The sequence below is a fragment of the Paenibacillus aceris genome, from assembly GCF_017874035.1.
Classification (GTDB): domain Bacteria; phylum Bacillota; class Bacilli; order Paenibacillales; family NBRC-103111; genus Paenibacillus_E; species Paenibacillus_E aceris.
Genome location: NZ_JAGGKV010000005.1, coordinates 97,702 through 117,221 on the forward strand (window position 1 = coordinate 97,702; position 19,520 = coordinate 117,221).

16 protein-coding genes are annotated in these 19,520 nt (G+C 44.9%); 14 read left to right on the top strand and 2 right to left on the bottom strand.

From position 1 onward, the window contains the following. Positions 1-236: 236 nt before the first annotated feature. Positions 237-734, top strand: coding sequence for a DinB family protein (locus J2Z65_RS11465; protein WP_167066610.1), 498 nt, complete (start codon positions 237-239; stop codon positions 732-734). 9 nt (positions 735-743) lie between these two features. Here the strand turns inward: J2Z65_RS11465 and J2Z65_RS11470 are convergent, their stop codons facing one another. Continuing rightward, entirely contained in the window at positions 744-1,322 is a 579-nt protein-coding gene (locus J2Z65_RS11470) for a GbsR/MarR family transcriptional regulator (protein ID WP_167066399.1), read from the bottom strand. A gap of 233 nt (positions 1,323-1,555) precedes the next feature. Between J2Z65_RS11470 and J2Z65_RS11475 the strand changes: the two genes are divergently transcribed. The 11 genes from J2Z65_RS11475 (at position 1,556) to J2Z65_RS11525 (ending at position 14,690) form a co-directional block, all read left to right on the top strand. After that, positions 1,556-2,779, top strand: a complete 1,224-nt coding sequence (locus J2Z65_RS11475) for a quaternary amine ABC transporter ATP-binding protein (protein WP_167066396.1) — start codon at positions 1,556-1,558, stop codon at positions 2,777-2,779. Continuing rightward, positions 2,754-3,587, top strand: a complete 834-nt coding sequence (locus J2Z65_RS11480; protein WP_167066393.1) for an ABC transporter permease — start codon at positions 2,754-2,756, stop codon at positions 3,585-3,587. Before J2Z65_RS11475 ends, J2Z65_RS11480 begins: the two co-directional genes overlap by 26 nt. 2 nt (positions 3,588-3,589) lie before the next feature. Next, positions 3,590-4,486 (top strand): glycine betaine ABC transporter substrate-binding protein, encoded by an 897-nt coding sequence (locus J2Z65_RS11485; RefSeq protein ID WP_167066391.1) that lies wholly within the window; start codon positions 3,590-3,592, stop codon positions 4,484-4,486. Between the two features lie 337 nt (positions 4,487-4,823). Next, positions 4,824-6,164 (top strand): extracellular solute-binding protein, encoded by a 1,341-nt coding sequence (locus J2Z65_RS11490; protein ID WP_167066389.1) that lies wholly within the window; start codon positions 4,824-4,826, stop codon positions 6,162-6,164. A 21-nt stretch (positions 6,165-6,185) separates the two neighbouring features. Further along, entirely contained in the window at positions 6,186-7,964 is a 1,779-nt protein-coding gene (locus tag J2Z65_RS11495; protein WP_167066388.1) for a cache domain-containing sensor histidine kinase, read from the top strand. Continuing rightward, entirely contained in the window at positions 7,942-9,483 is a 1,542-nt protein-coding gene (locus tag J2Z65_RS11500; RefSeq protein ID WP_167066386.1) for a response regulator, read from the top strand. Before J2Z65_RS11495 ends, J2Z65_RS11500 begins: the two co-directional genes overlap by 23 nt. Positions 9,484-9,619: 136 nt before the next feature. Then, positions 9,620-10,930: an extracellular solute-binding protein gene (locus tag J2Z65_RS11505; RefSeq protein ID WP_167066384.1), complete on the top strand. Its 1,311-nt coding sequence runs from the start codon at positions 9,620-9,622 to the stop codon at positions 10,928-10,930. A gap of 70 nt (positions 10,931-11,000) precedes the next feature. Beyond that, positions 11,001-11,936, top strand: a complete 936-nt coding sequence (locus J2Z65_RS11510) for a carbohydrate ABC transporter permease (RefSeq protein WP_167066381.1) — start codon at positions 11,001-11,003, stop codon at positions 11,934-11,936. Further along, positions 11,936-12,757, top strand: coding sequence for a carbohydrate ABC transporter permease (locus J2Z65_RS11515; RefSeq protein ID WP_167066379.1), 822 nt, complete (start codon positions 11,936-11,938; stop codon positions 12,755-12,757). The genes J2Z65_RS11510 and J2Z65_RS11515 overlap by 1 nt, the downstream gene beginning before the upstream one ends. Positions 12,758-12,786: 29 nt before the next feature. Then, positions 12,787-13,644, top strand: coding sequence for a sugar phosphate isomerase/epimerase family protein (locus J2Z65_RS11520; RefSeq protein WP_167066376.1), 858 nt, complete (start codon positions 12,787-12,789; stop codon positions 13,642-13,644). Positions 13,645-13,715: 71 nt separating this feature from the next. After that, the gene (locus J2Z65_RS11525) at positions 13,716-14,690 is read left to right on the top strand and encodes an AEC family transporter (protein ID WP_167066373.1); all 975 of its coding nucleotides are present in this window, start codon (positions 13,716-13,718) and stop codon (positions 14,688-14,690) included. Positions 14,691-15,152: 462 nt separating this feature from the next. Here the strand turns inward: J2Z65_RS11525 and J2Z65_RS11535 are convergent, their stop codons facing one another. Further along, positions 15,153-16,304: a glycosyltransferase family 2 protein gene (locus tag J2Z65_RS11535; RefSeq protein WP_167066367.1), complete on the bottom strand. Its 1,152-nt coding sequence runs from the start codon at positions 16,302-16,304 to the stop codon at positions 15,153-15,155. A gap of 239 nt (positions 16,305-16,543) precedes the next feature. Between J2Z65_RS11535 and J2Z65_RS11540 the strand changes: the two genes are divergently transcribed. Next, complete coding sequence (locus J2Z65_RS11540) at positions 16,544-17,926, top strand: MerR family transcriptional regulator (RefSeq protein WP_167066364.1); 1,383 nt, start codon at positions 16,544-16,546, stop codon at positions 17,924-17,926. Positions 17,927-18,272: 346 nt separating this feature from the next. Continuing rightward, positions 18,273-19,472 carry an MFS transporter gene (locus J2Z65_RS11545; protein WP_167066361.1) on the top strand — a complete coding sequence of 400 codons (1,200 nt, stop codon included), beginning with the start codon at positions 18,273-18,275 and terminating at the stop codon, positions 19,470-19,472. Positions 19,473-19,520 lie beyond the last annotated feature (48 nt).

Below are 19,520 nucleotides of genomic sequence, written 5' to 3' on the forward strand. Positions count from 1 at the left end.
CCGCTTAAGTAATTCGGCGTAATATGAAATTGAGCTGTCAATTGGAGCGTTATTTTTCGATGTCATTGATGCAGAACGTTAGTTGTTTTATTGGAATTATATGGTATTATATAAAGAACATAAGTTCCCTTTCTTGGGAGTGTGGAGATAACTCGAACATATGTTTGATATTGGTTTAAAGCCGAAAAGAAATGGTCACTGAAAGTAATTGAACAATTAGGAGGGAAAAGCGGATGTTGAACAAAACGCTGTTGGTCGGGGATGCCATGCAGGAATGGACGGGGACGCGCCGATTGTTGGCGAGCTTGCCGGACGAGCATCTCAATTGGAGACCGCACACGAAGTCGTATACTCTTGGTGAATTAGCGACTCATGTCGTCAACCTGATTAATTGGCAACTGGTCATTTTGCGCGATCCGGGACTGGATTTGGCGACCGTGCCATCTCACAGGGAGGCCTTAGCGAGCCGGCAGGCGTTGCTAGACGAATTCGACGCGAACATCCAGGAGCTCAAGCGGACGCTAGACGCCACCGATGAAGTTGTGTTGGCCTCTAACTGGACGCTTCGTCACGGCGGTACAGTAATGGGCGTACAGCCGAAGGCATCCGCATTCCGTACGATGGGCATGAGCCACATGATCCACCACCGCGCGCAGCTCGGCATGTACTTGCGTCTGCTCGACCAACCGGTACCAGGCGTCTACGGTCCGACCGCGGACGAACTCGGCAAGTAGCTTTTGCATTCACAACTTGTTAGGATCCTGAGGCAAATCTTTAGGTATAAAGTTATAAATATCTCCTGTTTCAAAAGAGTCAATAAGCCGATCAAGCCAGTGGTAATATCGAATCGCTTCATCGATCTTATCCATATCTGTTTGTAAAATGGATTGCAGCGTTGCATCATCAGGATAGAGCAGACCAAGTTGGTTAAGCTCAATTCTTGACTTGCGCAGAGAACTAAGATTAATTTCCAACGCTTTACGCCACTTCAGTGAAAAATAATCGGAGAAGGTTTGAAACCAGTCCATTTCTACCTCGTAGAGATCTTTTCGTGATCCCTTCTCCCAAACTTTATTCACCATTTTCAAATCAACCAGCGTACGCACGCCTGTGCTCATGCTGGTTTTACTCATTTCCATTGCTTCTCCCATTGCATCCAGAGTCATGGGCTTGTTTTGAAAAAACAACAAACCGTACAGATGTCCGATTGATTGGGTGATGCCATAGAGATCCATGTTTTTCCCAATAGATTCAATGATACGTTTGCGAGCTTTTTGAATTATCAGTTCCTTGTCTGAGCTTATGTTTTGTAGTTGTTCCATTCTAAAGTTCACCCTGCCTTTATGTTTACATCGTCAATTGTAAGAAACAATTTTAATAAAGTAAAGAAAGTCATTGGATAGCGTGCTGAAGTATGAAGGAGAATATCGATTATATCATACAGTTTTTTCTGTACAAACAGATTAAACGGAATTAATTGTTGACATAACCTGTTTTAGTTCTTTACACTTAAGTAGGCATGAGGGCATTAACGCATACAGAAAGGAGTGAGCGTATGGCAATTATTGATGTGTATCAGGTAACCAAGGTATTTGGACCTGATCCTGAGTCTGTTCTTCCGCTAATGGCTAAACAGCATTCAAAAGAGCAGATTTACAGGGATACCAAGCATACAGTGGGGGTCAACGAAGTCAGCTTTTCAGTACAACCTGGTGAAATTTTTGTCATCATGGGGCTGTCAGGCAGCGGGAAATCAACACTTGTCCGACTGCTAAACAGGTTAATTGAACCTACGAAAGGGAACATCAACATTCATGGCAAAAATATTGTCGAAATGAATGACGATGAGCTTCGTCGTGTCCGAAGAGAGACGATCAGCATGGTATTCCAGAAATTTGCTTTGTTCCCACATAGAACAGTTGCGCAGAATGTGGAATACGGTCTTGAAATTCAGGGTAAAAGCAAGAAGGAGAAACGTTTAAAGGCGATGGAGGCCTTGAGCCTCGTAGGATTACAGGAATGGGCCGACAGTATGCCATCACAATTAAGCGGAGGTATGCAGCAAAGGGTAGGGCTAGCCAGAGCGCTTGCAAACGATCCGGATATTTTATTGATGGATGAGGCCTTTAGCGCACTAGATCCGCTAATCCGTAAGGATATGCAAGATGAGTTGCTGGATCTGCAAGATAAAATGAAAAAAACAATCATTTTTATCACACACGATTTGGATGAGGCGCTTCGTATTGGTGACCGCATTGCTCTGATGAAAGATGGAAGTGTCGTTCAGATTGGGTCGCCGGAAGAGATTATGATGAACCCTGCTAATGAATATGTAGAGAGATTTGTCGAAGATGTAGACCTGTCTAAGGTTTTAACTGCTTCAACCGTGATGCGCAGGCCGGAAACGGTTGGGCTGGACAGAGGCCCGCGGGTAGCTCTTCAACTTATGCGGGAAAGCGGGATATCGAACTTGTTTGTAGTTGATCGCGGAAAAAAACTGCTTGGCGTCATCACGGCTGAAGATGCTTCTGAAGCTGTTCGAGTAGGAAAAACACTCGAGCAGATCGTCATCCGGAATGTGCCTACTGTAGCACCTGAGCAATTGTTACATGAGTTATTTGAAATATGCGGAACTTCTAAATATCCGGTGGGCGTGGTTGATGATAACAATCGTATTATTGGTGTCATTGTTCGCGGAGCCGTCCTTGGAGCATTAGCAGGGCAACCCGTTACTAAAGAGGAGGTGCGAAGGGATGATCCCCAAGATACCGCTGGATGAATGGGTGGAATTTGCCGTTGATAAACTGGAAGTGAATTTGGTTGTTTTCTTTCATTTCATCTCGGCTTGCATAGAGGGATGCGTGAATGCCTTATCCTTTGTTTTTCATGGTGTACCGGTCTTATTATTCATTGCAATTATGAGTGTACTGGCCTTTTACTTAGGACGCTGGTCGCTTGCTCTATTTTCAGCACTTGGTCTTTTGTTAATTCATAATTTAGGATTTTGGAGCCATACGATGGACACATTGGCCCTTGTTCTAACTTCTTCGTTAATTTCCATCGTGATTGGCATCCCTATCGGAGTCTGGTGTGCACAAAGCGATAAATTTCGCAACATGGTCACGCCATTGCTGGATTTCATGCAAACCATGCCAGCATTCGTTTACTTAATTCCAACTGTAACGTTCTTTGGACTAGGTGTCGTTCCCGGGGTTATTGCCTCTGTTATCTTTGCTGTGCCACCAACGATCCGGCTTACCAATTTAGGTATTCGCCAAGTGGCTGCGGATTTAGTGGAAGCTGCAGATGCATTTGGCTCAACACCTTCACAGAAGTTGTTCAAACTCCAATTCCCACTAGCCATGCCATCGATCCTAGCAGGAATTAATCAAACGATCATGCTTTCGTTATCGATGGTTGTCATCGCATCCATGATTGGAGCCCAAGGTATAGGGGCTGACGTCTACCGCGCTGTGACTCAGATTAAAACGGGCCAAGGGTTTGAAGCAGGCTTGTCCATTGTCGTATTAGCCATACTTCTTGATCGTATGACTCAATACATTCTTAAAAGAAAAAGGAGTGTATGAACATGTTGAAAAATAAAGCGAAAGCCTTGATGTTGGCCAGTTTGGTTGCTGTGACCGTAATAACAGGGTGCTCCAAAGAAGCATCGTCGTCGACAGAGAGAAGCCTCGGAAGCCAGGTCAATCATGAAATAATTGGGATCGACCCTGGGGCGGGATTGATGAAACAAACCGCTCAGGCTATCGAAGATTACGATTTGAAGGAGTGGAAGCTGGTAGAAGGTTCAAGCGCTGCAATGACCGTAGCTCTTGATAAGGCTTATAAAGATAAGAAGCCGATCATTGTGACAGGCTGGACACCTCACTGGATGTTCGCTAAATATGACCTCAAATACTTAAGCGACCCTAAAGGTGTATTTGGTAAAGATGAACAAATCCATACGATCGTTCGCAATAACTTGAAAAAGGAAGCTCCATCCGCATACACAATGCTGGATAGGTTTGAATGGACGCCCGAGGAGATGGCCGTTGTGATGTCAGCGATCATTGATGGTAAAAAGCCGGAAGAGGCAGCATCCAGTTGGGTAAAGGATAATGCCGGCAAGGTTGGTGGCTGGGTAAAAGATCTCTCCCAAGAGAAGGGTAAGAAGTTGAAGCTAGCGTATGTGGCCTGGGATTCCGAGATTGCAAGTACAAACGTCGTAAAAGCTGTTTTAGAAGAAAAGCTTGGATATAAAGTAGAAATGCTTCAAGTCGAAGCTGGTCCCATGTGGGCGGGAATCTCCGATGGAAGTGCGGATGCGATGGTAGCAGCTTGGCTTCCAACAACGCATAAGGATTACTTTGATAAATATGCCGGTAAATATGAAGATTTGGGACCGAACTTGAATGGTACAAAGCTAGGATTAGTTGTTCCCGCATACATGAATATCGAGTCGATCGCTGATTTGAATACAAAATAATGAAGCTAAAAAGAAGAGGCTGTTCCGCTAGGTAGATAAACCTTGTGGGCAGCCTTTTCTTATTAGTTCCCCTCTAACCAACGAAATTCGGCTATTTGCTCAGCCGGTCGAGCAGACGTAATGGGCGTTAGCGTAGGCTCGGTCTTCGCGGGCATGTATACAAGATTACTGATGTACGTCAAACTCAAAAGGACCGTCAGGGGGTGCCCTAACGGTTTTTCTTATTTACAAGTTAACTGGATGCGACGAAGCACATAAGCTGTTTCGGCGCTCCGTCTGCTATGAAAATATGATAAGATATTTTGTATACTGGGAAACGAAGGGAAGTGTAGGGTACATGAGATACAATTTTACATCCGGAAGCTGGAAATTATTCGTTTTGATCCTCATATGTAATCTCATTGCAGGCTGCGCATCGGTGGCCCCTACCGTTCAATCTGCACAATCAGACGCTGAGCCGAAAAAAATAACGCTAACCGTCTGGCACGATTGGGCAGCGCAGGATTCGGCCTCGGACATTATGAGAGAGCTGCTTTCCCAGTTTCAAAAGGACAATCCGCAAATCGAGCTTCGCTTGCAAAGCGTGATCCCGGATGTCTACCGGTCAAGGATTAAAACGATTGCTGCGGCAGACGAGCTTCCTGACGTTTTCCTGATCGGTCCCGATTCCATGACACGCGAGTTCGTCAGAGGAGGACTCATTCAGCCAATCGACGATTTATTGAAAGCGAATTCAGACTGGGCGAATGGATTCGAACCGCGTTCGTTTGATGCCTTCACCGTAGAGGATAAAAAATATTCCGTACCGATGACCATATCTCCTACGTCTCTAGTGTTCTACAATCAAGCTATATTTGATCAATACCGTGTACCGGTCCCTCAAACGTGGGAAGAATTGCTTCAAGCGATCAGCACATTTAATAAGCATGGAGTCACTCCGATTGCGCTGGGGAACAAATCGACCTGGGTCGCTCCTTCAAGTATTTTCAGTACGCTTGCCGATCGGATTACGGGAACCGACTGGTTTATGAATGTCGTGTCGCAGAGCGGGGCCAGGTTTACCGATGCGTCATTTATGGATGCGCTTGCAAAAATGCAACAATTGGCTCGCGCCAGAGCGTTTCAGGACAATTTTGGCTTCATCGACAGCAACCAGATGGAACAAATGTATTTTCACAAGCAGGCGGCGATGTTTATTGAAGGGGGCTGGGCCGTCGGCAGACTAATTGCGGAAGCGCCAAAGGATGTGTTGGAATCGACTCACATTACCGTACTTCCAGCAATCCCGGGCGGCAAAGGGGAGCAAATGGCAACTTCCGGTGTGGTGGGAAAAGGCTTTGCGTTAAACGCCAAGCTGGAAGGGGAACGCAGGGACGCGGCCTTAAAGCTAATTTACACGATGGCTAGTCCTGAAGCGCAAAGGAAAATGTTAAACGGCAATATGCTGGTAAGCTATCGGGTAGACGTAGACCGTACGGCTGCACACCCGTTGTTCATTGAGCTGCACGATTTCATGAAACGTGTGAAGCTCCTGCCCGCCTATGAAACACAGCTGACTACAGCAGCGGTGGAAACGCTCAATGAAGGAATTCAGGAGCTGTTAAAGGGAGGCAGTCCGGCGGCGATAGCCCAGAAGCTGCAAGATACGCAAGCCAACGTGCTTGGCAAATTCCGATGAAAAGGACGGCACGGAGATCCCATGCGACAATATATAAGAAAATCCCTGCAAGTAAAACTTACCGTCATGATGCTTTTGGCTACGACTATTCCGCTGATACTTCTCGGGGCATTTTCTTTCTTTACTTCGGCTCGGATTAGCGAAGAGAAAACGAAGCAAACCGGGATGGATGCCATTAGCCGTATTCAAACGAACGTCCGGTTTATCACGAAGGATATCGAGGAGATGTCGATCTTTCTCACAGGAGATAAGGACGTCCAGCAGTACATGAGCGATTTCGATTACGATTCTCCCGAACGCGAGCGCATTCTGACTTTGACGACGAATCTTATTCAATCGAAGGCCTATATATCCAATATTTCGATTTATTCCAAAAACAAAACGACACCGCTGCACACGCAAAATATATACTCCTCCAATTTGTCAAAGGTGATAGAGGACTGGAATATTAGCGGCAAAAAGTGGACTACCCTATATTTGGCGCATTCGATGAACGGACCGGAATATACGTTCTCCTTCTTGCGGGCTGTCAAGAGCACAAATAACTTCGAGCCTCTAGGCTTTATCTGCATCAGTGTGAATGTGCAAGAGCTGTCCGGCTATTTCGATAAGCCGAATTTCGGTGTGGGAGGAGGGGATCTGCTGCTGCTCGACACACAAGGCGTTGTCATCTCGGGGAACAAGAAGGACTGGCTCTCCCGGCAATGGGATGCGCTATTCCCCGGTTCCGAACAGGCAGAATGGAAGAAGAAACAGGATACGTTTACCTATGGCGGGGAAGACAACAAACAGACGGTTCTCTATCAGCACATACCGGATCTCAATTGGACGCTGGTCGGACTCGTACCGTACGAGCTCTATACGGAGGAGTACCGCTACATCTGGCTGTTGACGGGGAGCGCAGTAAGCTTGGCGGCATTGTTGACGTTTGGTTTGAATTTGTTTTTCATACGCCACGTTACAAAGCCGTTAAAGGTGCTGCGGCGGCTTCTTGTACGAATCGATCCGAACGAGCCCATACCGCTCTATCAGTTCGAATCTCCGGACGAGGTGGGTCAGCTTGTCGGCAGCTACAATCAGCTGGGGGAGCATATTAAGAAGCTGAAGGAGCGGCTAATCAAAATGGAAAGCCGAAAAAAAGAAGCGGACATCCGTGCACTGCAGTCACAAATCAACCCGCACTTTTTATACAATACACTTTCATCCGTTCATTGGATCGCGTTGATAAGCAATGAACACCGGATTGCCGAGATGGTCGGTGCGCTTAGCGATTTTCTCCGATTTAGCTTAAATAAAGGAAACGACTATTGCTCAGTAGGACAAGAAATCTTGCATGTCAAAAATTATGCGGTCATTCAATCCATCCGTTTTCCTAATACATTCGATCTGGAGTTCGACATTGACCATCGGATTGAAGACCTGCCTATGCTAAAGCTTCTTCTGCAGCCTTTGGTGGAAAATGCGATGATTCACGGCATGCAAAAGGTTAAGCGGAGGGGTACCATTTATGTCAGCGCAGTTAAGGAAGACAGGGGTATTCGCTTTTCAGTATTGGATGACGGCGTCGGTATGCCGCAGCCTGTGCTTGACAAGCTGATCGCTGATATACAGCAATCGATGGATCAACAGCCAAGTGTCCCCTTCGGAAGCTACGGGCTGCGAAACGTGAATGAGAGGCTTCTGCTCCATTACGGGCCATCTGCTGAATTGGCCATTGAAAGCCAGGAAGATCAGGGAACTAGGATATCGTTCATCATTCCGGTAAAGGAGAATAGACATGAAAATTATGATCGTCGATGATGAAGCTATTATTCGGGAGGGCCTTTCCAAGGTTATCGACTGGAAGCAGCTCGGGTTTACCTTCCTGCCGCCTGCCGAGTCCGCTGAGGAGGCTTTGGAGCGGATGCCGGCGGAAAGGCCGGATCTGATCCTGTCAGATATCCGCATGTTCGGAAAAGACGGATTAACAATGGCTAAAGAAGCGAAGGAGCTATTGCCTGGCGTAGAGATCATTATGCTGACAGGCTATGATGACTTTGAATATATGCAACAAGCAATTCGCAACGAGGTGAGTGACTATTTGCTGAAAACAAGCCGGCCGGCAGATATTATTCAAGCCGTGCACCGTGCTGTGCAGCGCATCCGCAATAAGTGGGAAACACAGAATCAAGCGAATCTGAAAGATAAAGAAATACGAAAACGGTGGCTTGAAAAACTGCTGACGGAAGGCATAAACGAGGGAAATCATCTGCTTAACGACTACTTTCCGCTCTTAAAGCCAGAAGAGATGCAGCTTCAGGTGCTTTTGATCAAGGCGGCAGGGTGGGGGGATAAAGAAAGTAACAGACCGTTGCTGCAATTTGCGGTCGATAACATGCTGCGCGAGATGATTCCTTGCGAAACGATGCATATGACCTCCACACTGGCAGTTGTATTAAGGGTCGAGGAAGGTTGGCGTGTGGAAGGGCGATACCGGACATTATTGGCCAAAATCGAACAATTGCTGAAGTGTACACTTTATTGCGCAGTAGGCACTCCGGTAAACAGCGGGAATGAGCTGCATATTTCTTATAGGAACGCGGTACAGGCGTCGAAATTTTGGACGATGTACGTGCAGGAACGGATTTGGAGTTATGAGTTAATCAAGACACGTAAGGGCTGGAGAACGCTCTGCTCCCGCGAAGAAGAATCCGAGCTCTCGCAGCAGCTGCTGTCAGGTGATGAACTGCGGCTTAACCAATGGATTGGCTCCCGCATTTCCGAATATTTGGTGCATCCCGATGCGACTTACGATTCGTTATCTTCGTATATTCAATCGCTTGCGATATCCGGTTTTCGCTGGCTGGAGAGGGTGGCAAGCGAATCCGAAACAGGCCAAGCGCAGATCTCCGATTTCACCTCTTGGGGAGAAGCGAACGGCGAGACCACGCTTCGCGATTCGCTGCAGCATTACCTGCATGCCTTGATGAATGTATACCGGCAGAGCCTGTCCAAGGGACCGACTGGTTACGTAGAGCGCGTCATCTCTTTCGTGAGAGCCAATATAGGCAGCCAGAAGCTGACCTTGGTCCAGGCCGCACGCCACGTGCATCTTCATCCGGGCCATCTTAGCGAGGTTTTTAAAAAGGAGACCGGCAGCAACTTTATCGATTTTCTGGTGAAGCAGAAGCTGGAACTCGCCAGGGAAATGCTGAAGGATCCGTCAGTCAAAGTAAGCGATATTTCGCGGTCGCTAGGATACGAAGATGTCAAATATTTCAGCCAGCTGTTCCGTAAGCATTTCGGTCAAACCCCTTCGGAGTACCGGGAACAAGTCTAACCGAAAATTTTCTAACCTTGATACGAATATTCTCCCCTTTAGAGATACTAGAATTATCCTTACAATTAAAACAGAAACAACGAACAAGACTACAAGATACATGGCTTTCAAGTTCAAACTACTGGGGAGGTTGGCTATGAAGAAGGTAGCAGCATCGATTACGGTATTATCTATGATGTTTTTGGCAGCGTGCGGGAGCTCACCATCTACCACTGTGAAACAAGACACACCGGCCGAAACGAAAACGGCAAGCACAGGGCAATCCGGCGAGAAGAAAACGTTGGAGTTTTGGTACATCGATCCCGGCGATAAAGAAAAAGTATACTTGGAAGCGGTCGAACGATTTAAAAAGAAACATCCTGATGTGGAAGTCAAATCGCTGCAAACGCCTAACGACACCTATAAGCAAAAGTTTGCCGTAGCCATGTCCGGAGGTACTCCACCCGACGTCTTCCATTCCTGGGGCGGAGGTTGGCTGAAGGAATTTGTTGATCAAGGTAATGTTCTGGATATTACTGGGAAGTTTGACGCGAACAATTTCAGCAAGGTTGCGCTCGATAACGCGACCTTTGGCGGAAAGACGTACGGCTTGCCTCTTGGTTTGAGTATAGCCGAATTTTGGTACAACAAGGAGATTTTTGAGAAGAACGGACTCAAGCCTCCAGCTACTTGGGATGAGTTCACGAAGGTCATCGATACGCTAAAGCAGAATAAAGTGATCCCCCTCGCCTTAACGAATCAGTCCAAATGGCCGGGAGCTTATTATCTGATGTATTTTGCCGATCGCCTGGAAGGTTCTGATTTGTTCAATAGCGCATTAGGGCGTAAAGGCAGAGGGTTTGACGACCAGGGGTATGTGAAGGCAGGCCAATATATCCAGGACCTTGTCAAGCGGGATGCTTTCAACAAAGGGTTTAACGGCGTTCCTTACGACGCCGGCGCAGGACGCCAGCTTCTCTATACAGGTCAAGCGGCGATCATGCTGATGTCCAATTCGATTGTTAACAATGTACGGCAGGAGAAGCCGGATTTCGAGAAAAAGCTGGACTTCTTCCCATTCCCGTCGTTACCAGGCGGTAAAGGAGATACTTCCAGTTTACAGGGCGCTACAGCACCGGTGTGGTCAGTTTCCAAGAAGTCGAAAAACCCGGAGCTGGCGATCGAATTGGTGAAGGAATTATCCACCGTGGAAACAGCGCAGGCTTATTCGGATCGTACGGGTAGCGTCGTTGCGGTGAACGGTGTGAATTATAAGGATGATTACGCCAAGCGAATAGCCGAACAGGTCAAGCAAGCGAAGTCGATTTTCTGGCCTTATGACCAGACGCTGCCGCCGGATCTTGGCGAGCTGCATAAGGATACAACGCAAGGGGTGTTCGGATTGTCGATCACGCCTGAAGAGGCGGCCAAGAAAATGGAAGAGAAGGCCAAACAAATGCTCAAGTAATTTCATCGGTACAATAAGGGGGGATGCGTAATCCCCCCCCCTTATTTCTAAAAAGAAGGATGTGAGGATTATGGATACTACGATTGCGGCTTCTGTGGACAACAAGTCCCGACTGGCAATGACAAAGAAAAAGGTCTGGTCCAAGAGGATGACTGTCGTGTGGTTCATTGCGCCAGCGCTTCTCGTATATCTTGTCTACATTTTATATCCAATCTACGGGACCTTCTACTACAGCCTCTTTGATTGGAAGGGCGGCCCCGCTAAAACCTATGTCGGTTTTGATAATTATACCCGACTCTTCGCTGAAGCGGAGTTTTGGACCTCTCTTGCGAATAACCTTAAGGTTGTATTCTCCTCTGTATTTATTCAAATCCCCTTGGGGCTGCTTATGGCGCTATTGCTTTTCTCTTCCATTCGAGGACTGCGTTTTTTTCAAACGGTTTACTTTATGCCCTTTCTCATGTCTACCGTGGCGATCGGTATGCTCTGGATATTTATTTTTGATCCGTTAAACGGTTCCCTCAACAAGCTGATTGGGCTCTTCGGCATGGAGAATGTCGCTTGGCTGAGTGAAGGCAAAACGGCGATGGCCTCCATTCTGATGGTTATCGTTTGGCAGTTTGCACCCTTTTACATGATTTTGTTCAAGGCGGCGATGGTTGGCATTTCAGAGGATTTATACGAGGCTGCTTCTATAGACGGAGCGGGAGCATGGGCGCGTTTTACCCATATCACTTTCCCAATGCTTGTACCTACGATTGTGAGTTCTTCGATTTTGGCCGTGGTAGGCTCTTTAAAAGCATTTGATATTTTCTATATCATGACGGGCGGCGGACCCAATAATGCTACGGAATTATTAGGGATTTACATGTATAAACAAGCTTTTATCAATTTTAATATGGGGTATGCCAGTGCAATTGCGTTCATGATGTTCCTGATTGCCTTTTTGGCAGGCGGTATCATTCAATATGTCGAATACAACCGGAAAAAGAAGGGGGCCTACTAATGGCGATTCGCGCTCTCAAATCCGTGCCGTTATATGCATTTGCCGTCATACTGCTAGGTTTCACCGGTTACCCCTTCTTATATATGGTCATGACGTCCTTTAAAACGCAGGAGATGTTCTTCACGGATCCGTTTTCCTTATTCACAACCATCCGATTTGACAACTACTTGCTTGCGTTTCGAATGGGCCTCACCGGTTATTTTATGAACAGCGTTTATATTTCGGTTTTGTCTGTGTTACTGATTGTATTGTTAGCCGCCTGGGCGAGCTATCCAATAAGCCGTATGCGTTTCGGATTAAGCAAGCCGCTTTTCATGCTTTTTGTGGCCGGGATGATGCTGCCAATTCACTCCACACTAATTCCGATCTTTAAATTGACGAAAGATATGGGCATCTATGATTCGTTATTGGCACTCGTTGGGCCGTATGTCGGTTTTGGGCTGCCGATTTCGATATTCATCTTAACGCAGTTTATGTCCGAGCTGCCCCGTGAGGTGGAGGAAGCGGCAGAAATTGACGGCTGTTCGCATGGCCGTATTTTCTGGAGCATCATTCTTCCCATGCTGACTCCCGCTATTGCGACGATCGTCATTTACAATTTTATTCATATCTGGACGGAGTTTGGTTTTGCCCTGGTATTACTTAATAGTCCTGAGCACATGACGCTCCCTCTTGGAATGCAAAAGTTTTACGGCGAGCTTACCGTTAATGTTCCAGCCTTAATGGCGGCTTTGACGATGGCAAGCCTGCCGATCCTGCTCGTATATTTCTTGGCACAGGAAAAAATCGTATCCGGGTTGACTGGTGGAGCTGTGAAATAAACTTTATAAGGATAGGAGTTCGATACGGAATGGAAATTGGCATCAATTTATTTTCTGTGAATCAGGCCTTAAATGAGGATTATTTTAAAACCCTGGAACGGGTAGCGGAGTGCGGTTACAGAAACGTCGAGTTGATAGCTACCAATAAGCACGGCGCCAGATTTGGCGATACAATCCCTTTGCCTGCTTTGAAGAAGAAACTTGCTGAGCTGGGCTTAAACCCAATTGCCGCTCATGAAGGGATCATGCCGGGGGTAAATCTGAATGAGGTGGATTGGGATTCTATCATAAAGTACAATTATGAGCTTGGCGTTAACCGGATTGTTATTCCGATTCTTCGTATAGACACTATTCATGATACCTTAACAACAGCGGAGCAGTTGAACAAGATCGGAATCAATTGCCGGGAAAACGGTATCCAATTATATATACACAATCATGCGCTTGAATTTAAAAAGGAAGATGACACAACGTTGTTCCATCTACTGGTAGAGAATACGGACCCCTCCAACCTTAAGGTCGAGTTAGATCTGGTTTGGGTTACAAGGGGAGGAAACGAGCCTGTCGCTGTACTAGAGTGGCTAGGGGAGCGTTGCGACATGGTTCATCAGAGAGACTTGAAGAAGGACATTTCCTATCCTATCAATATTTTTGATGAATTAACCGAAGCTGATAAGGGGCTGACCTATCAAGACCTGCATATGAAGTATAGACGGCCTGATCTGTTTGTAGATCTTGGAACAGGAAGTTTCGATTTTGAGCAGGTGTATCGAAAAATCAAACAGTTGGGCTATGTGAAATATGCCTTCGTTGAAAGCGATGGGGAGCGGGCAGACAAGTTCCGGAGCATTGCGAATGATTTGAATTATTTAAAACAATATATTTGACATGAAGAAAGGAGGGCTCGTTATTTTAAAGCTCCTCCTCTTTTCGTTCGAGAATAAAAGGAGTCTGACGCATGGAGAAGCTTTTGATCCCGCTAGGAATCATCGTTGTTGGCCTAATTCTTGGCAAAACGTTGAGAGGACTCTGGGAGAATAAAAAAATTTTCAAAGACGCACCGCTCGATACATTCTTAAAAAAGACGATTCAGTGGGTTCTATTTTTTGTGAGCCCTTTTATTATTACGGGAGCCTTTTGGACGGTAAAGCTAGATAGCTTAAAGCTTATTGTGCTTCCTTTTCTTGGTGTCCTTACTTTAGTAATCGGTGGTCTTTTATCGGTCGGGGTATCAAAATTTCTGAAACTGGACCGGGCTAAGACAGGTTCTATGTTTGTTTCTGGTTCATTTTCAAATATGGGCAACTTCGGTACTTTTTTCTGTTTTGTGTTCATAGGTGAAGAAAGTCTGCCCTACATTGCCATGTTTCGCCTGCTGGAGGAATTTCTTTATTATTCCGTTGGCTTTCCAATCGCCAAATCTTTTGGCGATAGTGAGGTTATAGATAGGGACAAATCGAAGCTGCGGCATTTGATAAACAATCCATTTATTATAGGATCTTTATTGGCAATTGTACTGGGCTGTTTGTTTAATATGCTCGGGGTGGAGAGGCCGGCTGTTTACGGGACTATCATTTCTTATATGGTACCGCTCTCGACATTTTTAATCGTTATCCCCATCGGTTTTAATATGAATTTCGCGGCTCTTCGGAGCTACATAAAAGAATGTTACTCGATTTCACTTGTGAAATTTGTGGCGGTACCGTTGATTATTACTGCGTTAGGGTTTGTGCTTGGGCTCGGGCAAATTCATGAGAACCTAGTGCTTAAAGTCATGCTGATTTTGTCGGCCATGCCGCCGGCTTTCACCTCTTTGGTACCGCCGCAGCTCTATAAGCTGGATACCGATTTGGCAAATTCAAGCTGGCTTTTTAATTCAGGAATGCTAATACTCGTTGCTCCTGTTTTGTATTTGATATTGCGGTCGATTTAGATGGAGGTTCGATATGAACGCTTGAAGGGGGATCTAATATGAATAGTTATTTTTGCGCTCAGTGTAAGATGTTACATGTAAAATCTCTTTCTCCATATGAAACAATCTTCACATCTGGTTTTCATTGGGTCGATTCAACTTTATATCAAGTCGGTGTATGTAATAAGCAATTTATAATGCCAATAGAAGATACTACTACAAACAACTCGCACCTGTTAATTCTGGGGTGAGTTGTTTTTATTATTTACGGCTTGCAATAACCAAGTAATGGAATCGTATATCTTGAAGATTTGTCGGAGAGTATCATTCGCTCCACCGATAATCATTATTTCAGAAAAACGGGCAATATGATCAAATGATTGTAGTGACAACTGAGTTCGTATAATTAGTAAAAATTGCCAACTGTATTGCAATATTAGCATACTGTTGGCAATTTTTTTGGTGGAAAATGGACAATCCATGTTACTCTACCTGCTTTTCAGACTTCAGCAGCATTTTTCGTAAAACGCGAGCTACACGACTTTTCCTGTTTTTTGCTTTCTTTTTTATCCATTGTAATGACCTTTTGTATGCTTGGGTATTATTTTGTTGATAGAAGTGTTTGGCTGTAAGTTGTAGTGTTCTCCGTAATAACAGCGCAGACGAACGTGTTAACTTAGATCGGATTCCCCTGCGCAATACCCGCAGCGTATTTTTGTAAGTCTCGAAATCTTCTGATGGAGGTACTAGGGCGAATAAATTTAGCGAGGAGTCATTGAATCCGTAGGTTTCAAACATGATTTTTAGATTTTCAGTATTTATAACATTACCTCTGAAGTGGGTTGGATGTTCCTGGTGATACCCAACAACCTCTTTGATGGAGTAGAAAGGGATCTTTAACCGATGCAGCCTATATCCAAGGTCCCAGTCTTCGAGTCCATATAGTACAAATCGCTCATTGAATCCCCCAATACGGGTCAAATGGCTGCGTCTCATCGATACACAACGAGTAACTAGTAACGTCCAAGGAGCTACATCCGTTTTTGCAAATTGCTTTTTGATATTTGGGGGTACTCTTGAGGGGATAACAACTTTGGATAATGCACCCGTTTGATGAAGGATATCTTCTGGCGTTATTAGCGGAATAATTTCATTCGCTGATTCAAAGTCCATATTCCATAAGTTTGTTTGTGTAAGTCTGTAACGAAAATGTTCTTTTTCTTCAGGGGAAAAGTCAGGGTAATAATGGGTATATGCATCATCCCACGAGTAAGGGATGCCTGAAATCACGGCCATGGGATATTTGCGGTGATAACGGCTAACAGTTCTAATGAATTCAGGTAACACCAAAAAGTCAGCATCACAGAAGATAATGTATAACCCACTCGCATGGCGCAGCCCTAAGTTTCTAACGGCAGATCGACCGAGTTGTTCCTGATGGGTTACATATTTTATTGGATAGGATGCTTGGAAGCCTTCGACCATTTCCTTCGTTCCATCTGTAGAACCGTCATCAGCTACAATCACTTCGAATAGATGCTTTGGATAAGTTTGTGTTTCAAATGAAACGAGCGTGAGCAGCAGTTGCTGGGCTCGATTATAGGTTGGAATGATAATGCTGTAGCGGATAGCCAATATGATCTCCCCCGACCATTTTTAGAAAAGCCTTAAATAAGACAAAATAATAACAATATATTCAATGGCTTTAGCGTGGTATGGTCAAACATCCCTTAGGGTTTGAAAAGGGTTTGGGCTTATTCGGGTTACTAACTATTTCCTTAGTTCATTGTCATTTGTCTAATGACCAGAATATTATGATACAGCTAACGTCTAAGCTGAATAAGCATAGGAAGAAAGGATGAGGATAGATAATAATGAAAAGGACATATAAGGTCAACGAGATCGCCAGTAAAATTGGAAAAACGCGAGCAGCAGTGATGGAATGGTCAAATCATTTTCGCGAATTTCTTCCGACCATAGTTGTTGGTAGATCAATAAGGTACACTGAAGAAGCCATCGAGATTTTTCAGATCATTTCCAAGATGAAAGATGACAATAAACCACTCAAGCTGATTAGAGAACATTTACAGGATATGCGTCAAAAGGTATATATCTCACTTCATAAGGAAGAAAAACCGTTGCTTCCTACACCTACTATTATGCCTGACTCCAATTTGCCTCATGGCGTAAACAAATCAACTTTTCCTCCAATTGAAATCAAGTCCAACTTGTTATTAAGCCATGAAACAATGGAACTGCGTAACATGGTACATCTTCTCACGCAAAAGATAGAAGCGCATAAAGCTTCAGGGAATGTAAAAGACCATATAGACGACCTGAATCAAAAGGTTGGTGTATCATCTACTGCAGGCGGCAGGTTTTTATCACCTATTAAGGATAACTCAAACTCTCAGTTTATTCAGTTAACGAATGAAGTCACGGAACTGCGTAACATAGTCCATGTTCTTACCGAAAGAGTAACAGAACTGTTCGAACAAGACATTAGCAGTGAAGTTGCTTCCACCATAGAATTACTTAACAGACAATTTGAGGGTGTTTCTGTAGAAGTGACAGGGCTGCGGAATGTGATCCAGATCATTCAGCAAAAGGTAACTAAAGTTTCAGAGCAAGATCTCAAAGGTGAAATGCTTACTGCCGTAACAGAGTTACTGAATCAACGATATGAAGGCGTTTCTGAGGATGTAAATGAACTACGCAATATGAATCTCCACACGCAAAAGGTAACCGACAAAAGATATGACGCCATTTCTGAAGAAGTAACCGAACTGCGCAGCGTAATCCAGATGCTAGCCCAAAAGGTAACTGAAGTTTCAGAGCAAGATCTCAAAGGTGAAATGCTTACTACCGTAACGGAGTTACTGAATCAACGATATGAAGGCGTTTCTGAGCATGTAAATGAACTACGGAATATGAATCTCCACACGCAAGAGGTAGCCGACAAAAGATATGACGCCATTTCTGAAGAAGTAACCGAACTGCGCAGCGTAATCCAGATCCTTGCCCAAAAGGTAGGGGAAATGGTGGAGCAAGACGTTAGCGGTGAAATGCATGTAAGAGAAGAATCGTTGAACAGAAGAATGCAAAACATATCTGAAGAAGTAGCAGGACTAGGTAACTTAATCCAAACAACAGAATTACTGAGCAGACGATATAACGACATATCTGAACAATTGAGAACACAGCAACTATTACTTGACAAGATTGCCAAATTTCTTGGCTATCAGGTAATAAAATAATTCTAATATTTTCCAAAGCTAATATTGCTTTAGTCGTACATGCGTTCAGCCGAAGGCTGAACGTTTTTGTCGTACCGTCCAAGAGTGTTCTAATGGATGTACTCTGGCTGAATAGCAAGCCTCGGAAGATGATTTTAGGTACAGTGTAGTCAAGCTGGCTTCTTACGCTGCTACTGCTGTTGATCTGGGATGTACGCGTTGCACTTTCATCTTACCTTCAACTGATTATAACTTGGCATTCAATAGACAGTTAACTTTAGGTAACTTAGTTTAAAATAATTCACTCCTTCTCATAACAGGAATGACTATTTATAATTGATAATAAAGAATAAATTATGAGGTATTCATGCAAATCATTCGTGACGTTCGCAAGTTTGTTTCAATCCCCGGAGCGAGAACGCTGCTTACCATGTTATTTTTATACGGTATAGGAACAGGTATTTTAGCACCTATGAACGCCGTGTATCTCAACGAGAGCGTTGGGCTTTCTAAAGTACAGATCGTTGTTGTTTTCGCGGTATCACTGTTTTGCAATATAGCCATTACGATTACAGTTGGATGGATCAGCGACAGTTTGAAAAACAAGAAGAAACTACCGGTATTAGCGGCCTTACTTTGCATAATCGGGTTGTTCATCTACATGAATGCTTCTGATTTTCGGAGCGCGCTCATTGGAATGACGATAACCGTTGCACCGTCCGGATTGATTATGGGGCAGCTGTTTGGCATGGCTAGAAATCATTTTGCCCGAAGTGCCGGTGACATTGTGGAGATGGCCCAAATATGGCTTCGGGCTACCTATAGTATTGGCTTTTTTACGGGGCTGCTGCTTGGAGCTAACATCTTCCTCATTGCAACGTTTAAGGGCGTACTATGGGGGAATATGGCAGGCTATGTGTGTTTGGTGGTTCTCTTGCTGTTGTATAAGGAAACAACGGGGGGACCGGGAGCAAAACAAGTGGTGAAAGGAGAACCGTTCTCTCTTGTTATGCTGGTAGCACTGCTTATGCTCTCTTGTGCCGATGCCATTCGAGGCTTATATTTACAGCTTGTCGTATTAAAGCTGTTCGGTAAGCCGGAGATTATGTCCTATATATGGAGCGCGCAGGCGGTATTCGAGCTGTTTTTCATGACAATGGGCGGATATTTGGCGGCACGGTACGGTAGTAAGAAGATTATTTTTCTCGGCGGTTGTTTCGCGCTCGCCACTTATTTGACTTATACGAGCAGTACCTCGCTTCCTGTCTTCTTTATCGTCCAGCCGTTGTATTCGTTCTTTGTTTCAATTCTGTACGGAGTTGCCATGGGCTATGTGCAGCGGATGTTTTTAAGCCGAACAGGCTTTGGTGCAAGCTTATACGTGTTCATATCGCAGACGGCTTCTTTAATCGGATATTTCTTACCTCTGTTCATTCAGGGGATAACGCCGAAAATATTCTTCATACCAAGCGTTCTTGTCGTGCTATCGTTACTTATCATCGGAATGGTGTTGTACAGGGAAGGACGATCGAATTTGAGGAACTCGACCGTCATTGAGCAACTATGAACACTTAAATATTTCCCATGCAATAATCGTTTGAAAAACTAATATCTG

Coding starts and splice junctions, on each gene's coding strand:
- J2Z65_RS11485 (WP_167066391.1), top strand. CDS start 3,590: ATGTTGAAAAATAAAGCGAAAGCCTTGATGTTGGCCAGTTTGGTTGCT.
- J2Z65_RS11515 (WP_167066379.1), top strand. CDS start 11,936: ATGGCGATTCGCGCTCTCAAATCCGTGCCGTTATATGCATTTGCCGTC.
- J2Z65_RS11545 (WP_167066361.1), top strand. CDS start 18,273: ATGCAAATCATTCGTGACGTTCGCAAGTTTGTTTCAATCCCCGGAGCG.
- J2Z65_RS11500 (WP_167066386.1), top strand. CDS start 7,942: ATGAAAATTATGATCGTCGATGATGAAGCTATTATTCGGGAGGGCCTT.
- J2Z65_RS11475 (WP_167066396.1), top strand. CDS start 1,556: ATGGCAATTATTGATGTGTATCAGGTAACCAAGGTATTTGGACCTGAT.
- J2Z65_RS11505 (WP_167066384.1), top strand. CDS start 9,620: ATGAAGAAGGTAGCAGCATCGATTACGGTATTATCTATGATGTTTTTG.
- J2Z65_RS11525 (WP_167066373.1), top strand. CDS start 13,716: ATGGAGAAGCTTTTGATCCCGCTAGGAATCATCGTTGTTGGCCTAATT.
- J2Z65_RS11540 (WP_167066364.1), top strand. CDS start 16,544: ATGAAAAGGACATATAAGGTCAACGAGATCGCCAGTAAAATTGGAAAA.
- J2Z65_RS11510 (WP_167066381.1), top strand. CDS start 11,001: ATGGATACTACGATTGCGGCTTCTGTGGACAACAAGTCCCGACTGGCA.
- J2Z65_RS11490 (WP_167066389.1), top strand. CDS start 4,824: ATGAGATACAATTTTACATCCGGAAGCTGGAAATTATTCGTTTTGATC.
- J2Z65_RS11520 (WP_167066376.1), top strand. CDS start 12,787: ATGGAAATTGGCATCAATTTATTTTCTGTGAATCAGGCCTTAAATGAG.
- J2Z65_RS11470 (WP_167066399.1), bottom strand. CDS start 1,322: ATGGAACAACTACAAAACATAAGCTCAGACAAGGAACTGATAATTCAA.
- J2Z65_RS11495 (WP_167066388.1), top strand. CDS start 6,186: ATGCGACAATATATAAGAAAATCCCTGCAAGTAAAACTTACCGTCATG.
- J2Z65_RS11480 (WP_167066393.1), top strand. CDS start 2,754: ATGATCCCCAAGATACCGCTGGATGAATGGGTGGAATTTGCCGTTGAT.